Genomic DNA, 12,618 nt, shown 5'->3' on the forward strand with positions numbered 1-12,618 from the left:
ACCGGTAGTACTCACAGCATCGGGCAGCAGGCAGCCGCGCATGGCGATATGTCCTCACTCAGGGTGTCCGCGCCCTGGTTCGACGTGATCGGCGGTGAGAGTTCCTGGCTCCCGGGGGGTGACCCCCGATGACAGTGGCGGGACCGCGCCGGATTCGCACCGGGCTTCCTCTTTTGCCGCCGTATTGGCTCCGGCAGTCCACCACGCCCCGCGAACACCCGTCAACTCCCCCTTGACCTGCAAGGAGGCAGTGTGCTGAGCCCCACACGAACCGCCCCCCGGCGGGCCGTGGAAGGCCGGTCGGAGGGCGGTTCGGGTGGAACGGGGAGTGGAGCCGGGGGACGGGGGTGCGGGGCGGTCAGGCGACGATCAGATAGATCCCGTACGCCACTGCCGCCGCGCAGAGAGCGAAGCAGGCGTACGCGCCGGTGCGCGCGGCGAGCGCCGGGCCCCGGCCGGTGGAGCCCGTCTCCTGCGCGGGCTTCCCGGCGAGGCCCACGATGCCGAGGGTGAACAGGCCCACGAGTCCGACGGTCGCCACGAGGCTGACGCCGAAGACGGTGCCGAGAGCTGCCCAGTCGATGTTCATGCTGCGGTGTCCTTCTGCTTCAGACCGTGGCCGGTCGGCTGGGCTCCGGTGCGGCGCCCCCCGGTGCGGGGATGGTGGCCCTGAGTTCGTCGGCGGACAGTCCGGCCGGGGGAGGGGCGACGGCCGCGATGGCGGTGGTCACCACACCCGCGGGCTCGTCGGGGGTGACGCTGTGCTGGTCGACCGGCTGGCGGCGGGAGAGCGACCAGATGACACCCGAGCCCGCGATCAGCAGGGCGGCCACGGCGGCGACGCCCCAGGGGCCGTTGCGGGTCAGGTACTCGGCGCCCGCGCCGACCACGGCCGCCGCGGGAAGCGTCAGGCACCAGGCGACGGCCATCCGGGTCGCGGTGGACCAGCGGACCACCCCGCCCTTGCGGCCGACGCCCGCGCCCAGCACGGCGCCCGAGCAGACCTGGGTGGTGGAGAGGGAGAAACCGAGGTGCGAGGAGGCCAGGATCACGGTCGCGGCGCCGGTCTGGGCGGCGAAGCCCTGCTGCGGCCTGAGTTCGGTGAGCCCCTTGCCCATGGTGCGGATGATGCGCCAGCCGCCGAGGTACGTACCGAGTGCGATGGCCGTGCCCGCGGAGACGATGACCCACAGCGGAGGGTTCGAGCCCGGGGCGATGACGTTGCCGGTGACCAGGGCGAGGGTGATGACACCCATGGTCTTCTGCGCGTCGTTGGTGCCGTGGGCGAGGGAGACCAGTCCGGCGGAGGCGATCTGGCCGGCCCGGTAGCCCTTGGCGGTGGCCTTCTCGTCCGTACGGCGGCCGATCCGGTACGTCAGCTTGGTGGCGAGCACCGAGGCGATGCCGGCGACGACGGGTGCGGCGACCGCGGGCAGCAGCACCTTGGTGACGACGACATCGCCGTTGACACCGGAGGAGCCGACCGACATCAGCGTGGCGCCGATGAGTCCGCCGAAGAGCGCGTGGGAGGAGCTGGACGGCAGGCCGAGCAGCCAGGTCAGCAGATTCCAGAGGATGGCGCCGACGAGCGCCGCGAAGATCACCTCTGTGGTGATGCCCTGTTCGTTGATGATCCCGCCGGAGATCGTCTTGGCGACCTCCACGGACAGGAATGCTCCGACGAGGTTGAGTACGGCGGACATGGCCACCGCGGTCTTCGGCCGGAGAGCGCCGGTCGAGATGGTCGTCGCCATCGCGTTGGCCGTGTCGTGGAAACCGTTCGTGAAGTCGAACACGAGAGCGGTAATGATCACGATCCCAAGGAGCAGGGTCAAGTGTTCCATTTACCTGGGCAATCGTTCGAGGTCATTGACGAGACGAACGTAGGCAACCTGGATGAACGGAAGGTGAACTGGGGCAGGCGCTGTGGTGACTCCGAACGGGCGCTCTCCTTCCGCTTGCCGCCGCTCCTACCGCCGTCCGCGGGCGGCTGGCATCATCGCCGGATGACCGACCCGACGGCAGGCCCCCCATCGCAGGAGAACGACCCGGTCGCCCGCGCCTGGCACGACGTCGTGGCCACCGCCCGCAGAACGGCGGCGGAAGGCCTGGTCGTCGGCACCTCGGGCAACGTCTCGGTCCGCTGCGGCGACCTGGTCCTCGTCACCCCCAGCGGGGTTCCGTACGACCGGCTCGGCCCCGAGGACACGGTTGCCGTGGACCTGGAGGGCCGCCAGGTCCTGGGCGAGCTGAAACCGACCAGCGAACTGCCCCTGCACCTCGCGATCCACCGCGGCACCGGAGCCACCGCCGTGGTCCACACCCACGCCGTCCACGCGACGGCCGTCTCCACCCTGGTGACCGAACTGCCGGTGATCCACTACATGGCCGCGGCGCTGGGCGGCCCGGTGCGGGTCGCCCCGTACGCGCTGTACGGATCGGACGAACTGGCCGGGAACATGCTCGTCGCGCTCACCGACCGCACCGGCTGCCTGCTGCAGAACCACGGCACGGTCACCTACGGGACCTCCCTCGACCAGGCCTACGACCGCACCGCCCAGCTGGAGTGGATGTGCCGGCTCTGGCTCACCGCGTCCGCACTGCCCGGCCGCACCCCCACCCTGCTGTCGCCCGCCGAACTCTCCGCCGTGAGCGAGAAGCTCCGCGGTTACGGCCAGCAATGACGGGCCGGGGCCGCCCCGCCACCGTTGGGTCCGGCCCCGTTTGCTCCCGCCCGCTGGCAGCCCGGCCCACCGAGCCGGACACTTGAGGCGTGCGCCCGGCTACCGCGACGGCAACGGCCGTCACCACCCTGATCGGCGTCGGCGCGGCTGCGGTCGCAGCCGGCCGGCTCGCCGGCGACGCCGCCCTCAAGGCGCGCCGGGGCCGCCCACTGCCCGACGAACCCCGGCTCTCCGTGCACGCCACGGCGCCCGGCCAGGTCACCCTGACCCGGTGCCTGGCCTCGCTGCGCCCCGGTATGTACGGCCTGGCGGGCCCGGACGTCCAGGCGGTCGTCGGTCCCGTCCTGGACCGGGCGCCGCACACCGCCGACACCGTCGTCCGCCGCCTGGAGCGGATCGGTCACGGCTCGCTCGCCCCCGGAACCAAGGTGCGGCTCACCCCGCAGGTGTACGCCGGGGACCCCCGCTCCGCCCTCGGCATCGACTGCACCGACGTGGAGATCCCCGGCGAACTCGGCGCCTCACCCGCCTGGTTCGTGCCGGGCCCCCGCCCCACCTGGGTGATCACCGTGCACGGCCTCGGGGCCACCAGGGAACACCCCATGAACGTGCTGGGCTTCCTGCACCACCTGCAGTTCCCGGTCCTCGACATCTCCTACCGGGGCGACCCCGGCGCACCCGCCTCCCCGGACGGACTCGGGCACCTCGGCGAGACGGAGTGGCGCGACCTCGACGCGGCCATCCGGTACGCCGTCGGCCACGGAGCCAGGCACGTCATCCTGCACGGCTGGTCCACCGGCGCCTCCATGGCCCTGCACGCGGCGGCCCGCTCGGCCCTGCGCGACCGCATCAGCGGACTGGTGCTCGACTCCCCGGTCCTCGACTGGGAGGCCACGCTGCGCGCGCTGGCCTCGGCCCGGCGCACCCCGGCCGCCCTGCTGCCGCTCGCGGTACGGGCCGCCCAGGGGCGCACCGGCCTGGACGGCGACCGGCTCCGGTCCGCCGCCGACCCCCGGGCCCTGCACGTGCCCACACTGATCTTCCACGGCCCCGACGACCGGCTGGCGTCCTGGCAGCGCTCCCGCGAACTCGCCGCGATGCGGCCCGATCTGGTCGAGATGCGCACCGTCGCCGACGCCCCGCACGGGGCCATGTGGAATGCGGACCCGGCCGGATACGAGGAAGCCCTGCGGCGCTTCCTGACCCCGCTGATGTAGCGGCGGGAGACCGGCGTACGCCCTCCGTCAACCTGTAACGAGGGGTTCCGTTTGGGCTTTCGGCCCGTCAGAGGCAAGACTGCTCCCCGTGACGTCCCGTAACCCGCGCGACTCCAGACTCCGACTCGTCCGCCCCCGGCCTCTGGTCACGGCCCGCCGTGTCGTGAGCAACCGGCCAATCCGCCCCACCCCGCGCCCGCCGGAGGGGACTCCCGCCCCGGCGGAGCTGGCCCGCCAGGCCAGGGCACTGCTCGCCGACGCCGTACGGATCGCCCGCTGGGCCGGGGCCGTCCTTCCCCACGCCCTCGGTTCCGACCGGCCGGGGGAGCCCCCGTTCGTACAGGCCGGTGCCCTCTCCGCGCCGGCTGCCGAACAGGCCGTACGCACACTGGCACTGACGCCTGAAGAGGTACGTGCGGGCTGGGACCGCGCCCGGCTCGCCGGACTCGTCGAACTGCACGGGGACACCGCACGCCCCGGCTGGCGGCTACGCGCCTGGGACGGCGACGACATCGCGGTGCTGCGCGGCTGGGTGGCGCTCTTCGACGCCTGGTCGATCGTCCACCCGGCCGCCGCGGACGTCGCGCCGACCGCCGTGGCCGAGGTCGTCGAGGCCATACCGCAGGTGCTGTCACTGCTCCAGCTCTCCGCCGGCCCGGTGACCGTGCCCGCCCTGCTCGACCTGCTCCAGCAGCGGGTCGCCGAGCTCCACGACGAACGCTGCGAGGTGCCCTACGGCCCGCAGCAGCAGCCCGCGACGCCGTCCTCGGCCGCACTGCTCCCCGCTCTCCTCGACTGGGCCCTCCAGGGCCTGGCCGCCGTGGGCGCACTGACCCTGGCACCCGGCCAGGCGACGCTCACCCCGCTGGGCAACTGGGCGGTCTGGGTCAAGCTGGAACAGATCTGCGTCGCGGCGCAGAGCCCGGCGGGCAACATCGAACAGCCCGCCGACGACATGCTGCGTGGCTGCGCCCAGCTGACCCCGGGCCCGGCCCGCGCCGAGTACCGCGCCTGGCTGGCCGCCCGCACCGTCGGCAGCGCCGTCACCGAACTGCTCGGCGTCGCCCGTGGCGAGGACGCGCTGCTGCGCGGTCTCGCCTTCGAGGCGCTGCGCGTCGTCGGCGCCCCCGCGGAGGCGGCGGTACGCGGAGCGGCCGGGGAGACCTCGCTCCGCCCGTACGCCGTGCTCTGGCTGGCCGAGTACGAGGGAGCGGACCCCGAGGACGCCCACGACGCGCTCACCCGTGAGGAAGCGACCTGGTTGTGGGTGGACACCGCGGCGGCCGTGGCCGACCACGGCGAGAGCCCCCTGCTGGTCCGGCACCTCGAATCGGCCGTGCAGGGCACCGTCCCCGCGCTGCTCGAAGAGGTACGGGCGGTGGGCCATCCGCGGACCGTGCAGGTGCTGGTGGCCCTGGCCGCCGCGCACCCCGACCCCGCGCTGGCCAAGGCCGTGCGCAGGGCCGCGTTCCAGGTGCACACCGGCGGCGTCTGAGCCCGGCGGCCCGGTGCGCGGCAGTACGCGCACCGGGCCGCCCCCCATGTACCGGCTGGTCTAAACCGGCCGCGGCGACAGAGTGGTTGCACGGCACCGTTAGACTGGGCCACATGGCATTTCTCCTTGTGCATTAGCCGGCGTCGAAGGAACCCCTCCGCCTGCCCTTCCGCCGTCCATACCGCCCTGGAGTTTTTCCGTGATCACCGCTTCCGGCATCGAGCTGCGCGCCGGCGCCCGAGTCCTCATCGAGTCCGCCTCCTTCCGTGTCGCCAAGGGCGACCGCATCGGCCTCGTCGGCCGCAACGGCGCCGGCAAGACCACCCTCACCAAGTGCCTCGCGGGCGAGGGCATCCCCGCCGGGGGCACCATCACCCGCTCCGGTGAGGTCGGCTACCTCCCGCAGGACCCGCGCACCGGCGACCTCGACGTACTCGCCAAGGACCGCATCCTCTCCGCCCGTGACCTCGACTCCGTGCTGCGCAAGATGCGCGAGAACGAGGAGCGCATGGCCAACGGCCAGGGCGCGACCCGCGAGAAGGCGATGAAGAAGTACGAGCGCCTGGAGACGGAGTTCCTCACCAAGGGCGGGTACGCCGCCGAGGCCGAGGCCGCCACCATCGCCGCCGCGCTCGGACTGCCCGACCGGGTGCTCGGCCAGCCGCTCCACACGCTCTCGGGCGGTCAGCGCCGCCGGGTCGAGCTCGCCCGGATCCTCTTCTCGGACGCCGACACCCTCCTCCTCGACGAGCCGACGAACCACCTCGACGCGGACTCCATCGTCTGGCTGCGTGACTACCTCAAGAACTACCGCGGCGGCTTCATCGTGATCTCCCACGACGCCGAGCTCGTCGAGACGGTCGTCAACAAGGTCTTCTACCTGGACGCCAACCGCACCCAGATCGACGTCTACAACATGGGCTGGAAGCTCTACCAGCAGCAGCGCGAGGCCGACGAGAAGCGCCGCAAGCGCGAGCGCCAGAACGCCGAGAAGAAGGCCGCTTCCCTCAACTCGCAGGCCGACAAGATGCGCGCCAAGGCGACCAAGACCGTCGCCGCGCAGAACATGGCCAAGCGCGCCGACCGGCTGCTCGCGGGTCTCGAAGCGGTACGGGTCTCCGACAAGGTGGCCAAGCTGCGCTTCCCCGACCCCGCCCCGTGCGGCAAGACCCCGCTCATGGCGGAGGGCCTGTCCAAGTCGTACGGCTCGCTCGAAATCTTCACCGACGTGGACCTCGCGATCGACAAGGGCTCACGCGTCGTCATCCTCGGCCTCAACGGCGCGGGCAAGACCACGCTGCTGAAGCTGCTCGCAGGCGTCGAGAAGCCCGACACCGGCGAGGTCATCGAGGGTCACGGGCTGAAGATGGGCTACTACGCCCAGGAGCACGAGACCCTGGACCCGGACCGTTCGGTCCTGGAGAACATGCGCTCGTCGGCGCCCGACCTCGACCTGGTCCAGGTCCGCAAGACGCTGGGCTCGTTCCTCTTCTCCGGCGACGACGTCGACAAGCCGGCGGGCGTGCTCTCCGGTGGTGAGAAGACCCGGCTGGCCCTGGCCACCCTCGTCGTCTCCTCGGCCAATGTGCTGCTCCTCGACGAGCCCACCAACAACCTCGACCTGGCCAGCCGCGAGGAGATCCTCGGCGCGCTGCGCACCTACAAGGGCGCGGTCATCCTCGTCACCCACGACGAGGGCGCGGTGCAGGCGCTGGAGCCCGAGCGGATCATCCTGCTGCCGGACGGTGTCGAGGACCTGTGGGGTCCGGACTACGCGGACCTCATCGCACTGGCCTGATCCCGTCCCCGCCGGTTCCGGCCGTTCCTGGCCGGTTCCGCAGGGTCGTGCTGCGACCTGATCCACTCCGGATGGATCATTCGGCCTACCCGTGATCCTTCATCTGGGTGAGACGCTCTCGTACCACGGCGTGTCCCACGCCTGGCCGCCCGCTCCCGGAGCGGCGCACGGGTCCGTACCGCCCTCTTGCCAACCGACCCCCGCTGACCAGCCATTTCGCGCCCAGCGGGGGTTTGGCGTATCCCCGGCCGTCGGCGGAATGACGAAATCCGGCCGGGACAGTGAGGCGTGCCACAGAAATCCGTGTCCCACAGACCTTGCCGAATGGGTGGCCAGGAAGCCGTGTAGGGGTGATCATGAGAGTCCAGAGCGCACTTCCTTGAGGAGGCACGGGTGGCCGAGACTCTGAAGAAGGGCAGCCGGGTAACCGGCGCCGCGCGCGACAAGCTCGCGGCAGACCTGAAGAAGAAATATGACTCCGGTGCGAGCATCCGGGCGCTGGCCGAAGAGACCGGCCGCTCCTACGGATTCGTCCACCGGATGCTCAGCGAGTCCGGAGTGACGCTGCGAGGACGCGGCGGAGCAACGCGAGGCAAGAAGGCCGCTACGGCCTGACAGGCCCGCGGTCCGGGGTTCGCCGGCTCGAAGGTGACCACCCGCCCGGTCGAAAGGCCGACATGGTGGTTACTGTGCAGTCACTTAACTGTCTGCACCCGAACCGGAGATCCCATGACCTCGCTCGACAACGTGCTCGACAAGGACGGCGTACGGCTCACCGTCGAGGACGCGGTCGCCACGGTGACCCTGACCAATCCCGCGAAGCGCAACGCCCAGTCTCCCGCTCTGTGGCGGGCGTTGACAGAAGCGGGACGGTCGCTGCCGGGCACTGTCCGCGTCGTGGTGCTGCGTGGTGAGGGCAAGTCCTTCTCCGCCGGCCTGGACCGTCAGGCGTTCACGCCTGAGGGCTTCGACGGCGAGCCGTCCTTCCTCGATCTGGCACGTGGCGATGACGCCGCGCTCGACGCTGCCATCGCCGAGTACCAGGAGGCGTTCACCTGGTGGCGCCGCACCGACCTGATCACGATCGCCGCCGTACAGGGCCATGCGATCGGCGCCGGGTTCCAGCTCGCCCTCGCCTGTGACCTGCGGGTCGTCGCCGAGGACGTGCAGTTCGCTATGCGCGAGACCAGCCTCGGACTCGTCCCCGACCTCACCGGCACACACCCGCTGGTGGGGCTCGTCGGCTATGCCCGCGCGCTGGAGATCTGCGCCACCGGCCGTTTCGTCCACGCGGAAGAGGCCGTCCGCACGGGCCTCGCCAACATCGCCGTCCCCGCCGACGAGCTGGAGAGCGCGGTCCAGGACCTGACCGCGGCGCTGCTCGCCGCCCCCCGGGACGCGGTGATCGAGACGAAGGCGCTGCTGTTCGGCGCCTCGGACCGTACGTACGAGGAGCAGCGCACCGCCGAGCGCGCCGCTCAGGGCCGCAGGCTGCGTGACCTGGCGGGCCTGTCCGACTGACCGCGCGCCGCTCCTCCGCCACGGAGGATGGAAAGGCGGAGGAGCGCCCTCAGGCCACCCGCTGCGCGCGGTGCTTCGCCGCGCGCAGCCGGACCTCGGCCGGCAGCTCCGCCAGGCCCGCCGATGCGCGGGCGTGCTCCAGCGCCTCGGTGGTGAGGCGCGACAGGGCGGCCGTCGGCTGGGCGTGCGCCGTGAGGACGAGACCCACCCGGGCCTCCGGCGCGGTCCGCCGGCCCGTCAGCCGGACGGTCGCCCGGTCGACGCCGCGCAGTGACTCGGCCTCACTGGACAGGACGTTCTCCAGGGCCCGGCCCCTGAGCCGCGCCCCGTTGCCGTCACCGCTGGCCACGAGCACCTCGGAGAGCCGCGCACGGCGCAGCTGGGCGAGCAGCCACCAGAGTGCGAGCAGGACGATGACGGCGAGCGCCGCGATGACCACCGGCCACCACCAGCCGTCCTTGCGCCACTTGTCCCGGTCGGCCACGCTGAGCAGCACGTCGTGGGGCCCGTCGAAGGGCCACCAGGACGGCACGGAGAAGTTGAGCCCCGCCGCGAGCACCGCGCCGCCGAGCGCGAGCAGCACCAGTCCGGCGAGACAGAGCAGTACCCGGTTGACCGGCCTCAGCATCGCCGTCACCCCTTCCTGGCAGGACGGCCGACACGCACGGAGAGTCCGGGCGACGAGGCGAGCCCCAGCTCCGTGATCCCCGCGTCCAGCGCGGCGTCCAAGTCGGCCCGTACATCGTCGAGTTCACGGAAGTGCGAGCGCGCACGCGCCTTGACCCTGGAGCGCTTCACACGAATGTGTACGGACTGCACACCCGCCACCTCCATCGCCCGGTCGCGCAGTACCAGCGCCGCCGCGTCCCGCTCAAGACCGCCCTTGACCTGTGGGCTGTCGCGGCGCATCGACAGCAGCGAGCGCAGTCCGGGGGTGAGGGCGAGCACGATCAGCCACAGGCCGATCGCCATCGCGACGCCCGCGCCGACCTTGATCCAGATGTTGTCGAGGGGGCGCGTCGCCAGATCGTTCGCCACCACACGGCGCCAGTGCATCGCGGGGCGTCCCGCCCGTACCGCCGACACGTCGTAGAGCAGCACACCGGCCGCGGCGAGCAGGAGAAGTGCCAGCAGTCCGGCCGGGATCCGGCGCCGTGACCAGAAACGGCCCGCCCGGCCGCCCGAACCGGGGGGCCGGTAGGCCGTTGCGGACGACAACGGCTCCAGATCCGCCGAAGGCGACTTCTCGACGGCGGGAAGCCGCTGGGTGCTGTTGTCGGGTTCGCTCATCGGGCCCTCCCCCGATCGGCGCCACGGGTCTGTTCCGAGTGCAGCCGCTCGATCTGTACCGCCACCTCGGGTACTTCCATGCCCGCCAGTGTCTCGACCCGCTGCTTGACCCGGCGGCGCACCTCACCGCACTGGGCGCCGATGTCTGATGGGTAGGCCAGCTCCAGACTGACCCGTACCCGCGCACGGGCCTCGTGCACCGTGACCGCGGCGTTCGGGGCGGCGCCGCCCTCGGGTACCTCGCCGATCGCCTCCCGGGCCGCCTGCGCGGCGATCTTCGACACGACCCGGTCGGCGATCCGTGTCGAACCGCGCTCCGCGGGCGCGACCTGAGTGGTCATCGCCGCCCGTCACCGTGGTCGCGTCCGCGGAAGAAGTCGCCTGCTTCCAGGTCACCGTCGAGGAACTTGCCCGCGACGAATCCGACCGCGCCGAGCGCGGCAACCAGAAGGAAGGCTCCGAAGCCGCCGAAGTAGCCGGCGAAGCCAAGTGCCATACCGACCAACAGGCCGACCACAGCCATACTCATCCTGCACTCCTTAGACCGACCGGGGTTGGGCCCTACTGAAGGCGGGACTCCGGCTCTTCGTCGTCCTCCTCGTCGGGCAGCTTCACATCGCTCACCGCGATGTTGACCTCCACCACCTCCAGGCCCGTCATCCGTTCGACGGCCGAGATGACGTACTCGCGTACCTCGCGTGCGACCTCCGCGATCGAGACGCCGTAGTCGACGACGATCTCCAGATCGAGAGCCGTCTGGACCTCACCGACCTCGGCCTTCACCCCCCGGGACACGGACTTGGTACCGCCCGGGACCCGGTCGCGCATGGCACCGAAGGTGCGCGAGAGACCGCTGCCCATCGCGTGGACACCGGAGACGTCACGGGCCGCGAGGCCCGCGATCTTCTCCACCACACCGTCGGCGATGGTGGTGCGCCCGCGCGAAGCGGGGCTGCCGCCACCACGTTTCGTCACGTCGGTCCTGCGGGGCTCCTGGCCGGCCTGCCCCCTCCCGGGGGTCTCGGACTGGTTCTGCTGTGCGGTGTCGCTCATCGCCGTACGTCCCTTTCCGAGCGGTAGCGGATTCCGGTGCCCACGTTATGTGCGCTTGCCCGGTTCCGCGCCGGGAATGCGGCAGGGTGGAGACATGACGGGTGACGGAGACGACGGTTGGACAGCGGCGGTACGCAGTCGGCTCGCCCTCGGCAGGCTGCTGCCGCTGGGCGGTGCCCACGACGGGGCGTGGATCGCCGAACAGGCCGCTGCCGCCGTGCTGCGGCGGGCCGCGGACGGTGTGTCAGGGATGGCGCTCGGCAAGCTGCGGATCGCCCTGGCCGACCCCGGGCCGGACACGGTGCCGCAGGTCCCGCCGCCGCCGAGCGCCCTGCCGCCGGGTCCGCTGCGGATCGAGGCGGAGGCCGAGGGGACGACCGGGGGAGAGTCGCTGCCCGCCGCGGTCGACGGTCTGCGTGACGCGCTGTTCGCCGCCGCCGCGGACCTGCTCGGCCTCGCTGTCACCGAGGTGGACGTGCGGGTGACCGGCCTGCTCGACGCTCCGCGGGATCCGTCGGCCCGGGTTGGGCCGGACAGGCGATCCGCAGCGGTACGCGGTCCTGTGGCGGAGGCCGCGGCGGCCGTCCCCGGGGTCGCCCACCTCACCGGGGCGCTGGGGGCGGCCGTGCACAGCGGGGACGGCCACGTACGGGTCGAGATCGCCGTGGCGCCGGGTCACCGGGCGCTGGACGTCGCCGCGGCCGTCCGGGCCGCCGCCGCCCGCGCCGCCGACGGCGGGCCCTCCGTGACGGTACTGGTCACCGCGGTGGAACTGCCCTGAACGCGGCCTGTTCCGGCGGGTGTTCAGAAACCGTGCCGGGCGCCTCCGTCGACCGGCAGCATCACGCCGGTGAGATAGGAGGCCCCCGGCGACAGCAGGAACGCGGCCGTCCTGCCGAACTCCCCGGGCTTCCCGTACCGCCGTAGCGGAATCCCCGCCTCACCGCGCGTCCGGGCCGCCTCCGCGTCGCCGCCGAGGGCGTCCAGCTGCCGGACCCGGTCCGTGTCGATCCGGCCGGGCAGCAGCCCGACCACCCGGATGCCGCGCGGGCCCAGTTCGTCCGCGAGCGACTTCGCGAAGCCCGCCAGGCCGGGGCGCAGGCCGTTGGAGATCGTCAGCCCGCCGATCGGCTCGTGCACCGAGGCGGAGAGCACGAAGCCGATGACTCCGCCTTCGGAGAGCTCGGCCGCCGCCGTACGGGCCAGCCGCACCGCGCCCAGGAAGACCGTCTCGAACGCGGTACGCCACTGCTCGTCGGTGTTGTCGGCCGCCGAGCCGGGGGCCGGACCGCCGACGCTGATCAGGATTCCGTCGAAGCGGCCGAAGTGCTCGCGCGCCGTGGCGATCAGCCGCGCGGCGGCAGCGGGGTCGCTGTTGTCCGCGGCCACTCCGAGCGCGTTCGGGCCCAGCTCGGCCGCCGCGGCCTCCGCGGACTCCGCCTCCCGTCCCGTGACGATCACCTTCGCGCCGTCGGCCGCCAGTTCCCGGGCGGAGGCGAACCCCAGTCCCCTGGTGGCGCCGGTGACGATGTAGACGCGGTCCTTCAGTCCAAGATCCAT

General features: G+C 72.2%; 15 protein-coding genes and 1 riboswitch. Of the genes, 7 read left to right on the top strand and 8 right to left on the bottom strand.

Annotated elements, in window-relative coordinates:
• Positions 1–77 precede the first annotated feature (77 nt).
• Positions 78–219: riboswitch (cobalamin riboswitch) on the bottom strand.
• Positions 220–358: 139 nt separating this feature from the next.
• A complete protein-coding gene (locus NBY69_RS26050; protein WP_250303945.1) occupies positions 359–589 on the bottom strand; it encodes a hypothetical protein in 231 nt (76 codons plus the stop codon).
• A gap of 19 nt (positions 590–608) precedes the next feature.
• On the bottom strand, positions 609–1,844 hold the full coding sequence (locus NBY69_RS26055) for an inorganic phosphate transporter (RefSeq protein WP_250303947.1): 1,236 nt from the start codon (positions 1,842–1,844) through the stop codon (positions 609–611).
• 162 nt (positions 1,845–2,006) lie between these two features.
• Here NBY69_RS26055 and NBY69_RS26060 point away from each other — a divergent pair, with 162 nt between their 5' ends.
• The 6 genes from NBY69_RS26060 (at position 2,007) to NBY69_RS26085 (ending at position 8,715) form a co-directional block, all read left to right on the top strand.
• The gene (locus NBY69_RS26060; RefSeq protein ID WP_250303948.1) at positions 2,007–2,684 is read left to right on the top strand and encodes a class II aldolase/adducin family protein; all 678 of its coding nucleotides are present in this window, start codon (positions 2,007–2,009) and stop codon (positions 2,682–2,684) included.
• Positions 2,685–2,773: 89 nt separating this feature from the next.
• Positions 2,774–3,901 carry a S9 family peptidase gene (locus NBY69_RS26065; RefSeq protein WP_250303951.1) on the top strand — a complete coding sequence of 376 codons (1,128 nt, stop codon included), beginning with the start codon at positions 2,774–2,776 and terminating at the stop codon, positions 3,899–3,901.
• Between the two features lie 88 nt (positions 3,902–3,989).
• On the top strand, positions 3,990–5,396 hold the full coding sequence (locus NBY69_RS26070) for a hypothetical protein (protein WP_250303952.1): 1,407 nt from the start codon (positions 3,990–3,992) through the stop codon (positions 5,394–5,396).
• 199 nt (positions 5,397–5,595) lie between these two features.
• The gene (locus tag NBY69_RS26075) at positions 5,596–7,194 is read left to right on the top strand and encodes an ABC-F family ATP-binding cassette domain-containing protein (protein ID WP_250303955.1); all 1,599 of its coding nucleotides are present in this window, start codon (positions 5,596–5,598) and stop codon (positions 7,192–7,194) included.
• A 393-nt stretch (positions 7,195–7,587) separates the two neighbouring features.
• Complete coding sequence (locus NBY69_RS26080; protein ID WP_018518904.1) at positions 7,588–7,809, top strand: helix-turn-helix domain-containing protein; 222 nt, start codon at positions 7,588–7,590, stop codon at positions 7,807–7,809.
• A 114-nt stretch (positions 7,810–7,923) separates the two neighbouring features.
• Positions 7,924–8,715, top strand: coding sequence for an enoyl-CoA hydratase/isomerase family protein (locus tag NBY69_RS26085; protein ID WP_250303957.1), 792 nt, complete (start codon positions 7,924–7,926; stop codon positions 8,713–8,715).
• Positions 8,716–8,764: 49 nt separating this feature from the next.
• Here the strand turns inward: NBY69_RS26085 and amaP are convergent, their stop codons facing one another.
• From amaP to NBY69_RS26110, 5 genes are read right to left on the bottom strand one after another with little or no spacing between them, the layout of a single operon-like run.
• Positions 8,765–9,343 (bottom strand): alkaline shock response membrane anchor protein AmaP, encoded by a 579-nt coding sequence (gene amaP, locus NBY69_RS26090; protein ID WP_250303959.1) that lies wholly within the window; start codon positions 9,341–9,343, stop codon positions 8,765–8,767.
• Between the two features lie 5 nt (positions 9,344–9,348).
• Positions 9,349–10,005, bottom strand: a complete 657-nt coding sequence (locus NBY69_RS26095) for a DUF6286 domain-containing protein (protein WP_250303961.1) — start codon at positions 10,003–10,005, stop codon at positions 9,349–9,351.
• Positions 10,002–10,346 (bottom strand): Asp23/Gls24 family envelope stress response protein, encoded by a 345-nt coding sequence (locus tag NBY69_RS26100; RefSeq protein ID WP_250303963.1) that lies wholly within the window; start codon positions 10,344–10,346, stop codon positions 10,002–10,004. Before NBY69_RS26100 ends, NBY69_RS26095 begins: the two co-directional genes overlap by 4 nt.
• On the bottom strand, positions 10,343–10,534 hold the full coding sequence (locus NBY69_RS26105; RefSeq protein ID WP_250303965.1) for a hypothetical protein: 192 nt from the start codon (positions 10,532–10,534) through the stop codon (positions 10,343–10,345). The genes NBY69_RS26100 and NBY69_RS26105 overlap by 4 nt, the downstream gene beginning before the upstream one ends.
• Positions 10,535–10,566: 32 nt before the next feature.
• Entirely contained in the window at positions 10,567–11,058 is a 492-nt protein-coding gene (locus NBY69_RS26110; RefSeq protein ID WP_250303967.1) for an Asp23/Gls24 family envelope stress response protein, read from the bottom strand.
• Positions 11,059–11,152: 94 nt separating this feature from the next.
• Between NBY69_RS26110 and NBY69_RS26115 the strand changes: the two genes are divergently transcribed.
• Entirely contained in the window at positions 11,153–11,839 is a 687-nt protein-coding gene (locus tag NBY69_RS26115; RefSeq protein ID WP_250303969.1) for a hypothetical protein, read from the top strand.
• A 23-nt stretch (positions 11,840–11,862) separates the two neighbouring features.
• Here the strand turns inward: NBY69_RS26115 and NBY69_RS26120 are convergent, their stop codons facing one another.
• Entirely contained in the window at positions 11,863–12,618 is a 756-nt protein-coding gene (locus NBY69_RS26120; protein WP_250303970.1) for an SDR family oxidoreductase, read from the bottom strand.

Origin of the sequence: Streptomyces sp. A 4/2 (assembly GCF_940670765.1) — a bacterium.
Taxonomy (GTDB): domain Bacteria; phylum Actinomycetota; class Actinomycetes; order Streptomycetales; family Streptomycetaceae; genus Streptomyces.

Bases quoted from the DNA above. Each gene is read 5' to 3' on its own strand.
- NBY69_RS26060 (WP_250303948.1), top strand. From the start codon at position 2,007: ATGACCGACCCGACGGCAGGCCCCCCATCGCAGGAGAACGACCCGGTC.
- NBY69_RS26095 (WP_250303961.1), bottom strand. From the start codon at position 10,005: ATGAGCGAACCCGACAACAGCACCCAGCGGCTTCCCGCCGTCGAGAAG.
- NBY69_RS26115 (WP_250303969.1), top strand. From the start codon at position 11,153: ATGACGGGTGACGGAGACGACGGTTGGACAGCGGCGGTACGCAGTCGG.
- NBY69_RS26110 (WP_250303967.1), bottom strand. From the start codon at position 11,058: ATGAGCGACACCGCACAGCAGAACCAGTCCGAGACCCCCGGGAGGGGG.
- NBY69_RS26085 (WP_250303957.1), top strand. From the start codon at position 7,924: ATGACCTCGCTCGACAACGTGCTCGACAAGGACGGCGTACGGCTCACC.
- NBY69_RS26055 (WP_250303947.1), bottom strand. From the start codon at position 1,844: ATGGAACACTTGACCCTGCTCCTTGGGATCGTGATCATTACCGCTCTC.
- NBY69_RS26105 (WP_250303965.1), bottom strand. From the start codon at position 10,534: ATGAGTATGGCTGTGGTCGGCCTGTTGGTCGGTATGGCACTTGGCTTC.
- NBY69_RS26100 (WP_250303963.1), bottom strand. From the start codon at position 10,346: ATGACCACTCAGGTCGCGCCCGCGGAGCGCGGTTCGACACGGATCGCC.
- NBY69_RS26120 (WP_250303970.1), bottom strand. From the start codon at position 12,618: ATGGATCTTGGACTGAAGGACCGCGTCTACATCGTCACCGGCGCCACC.
- NBY69_RS26050 (WP_250303945.1), bottom strand. From the start codon at position 589: ATGAACATCGACTGGGCAGCTCTCGGCACCGTCTTCGGCGTCAGCCTC.
- amaP (WP_250303959.1), bottom strand. From the start codon at position 9,343: ATGCTGAGGCCGGTCAACCGGGTACTGCTCTGTCTCGCCGGACTGGTG.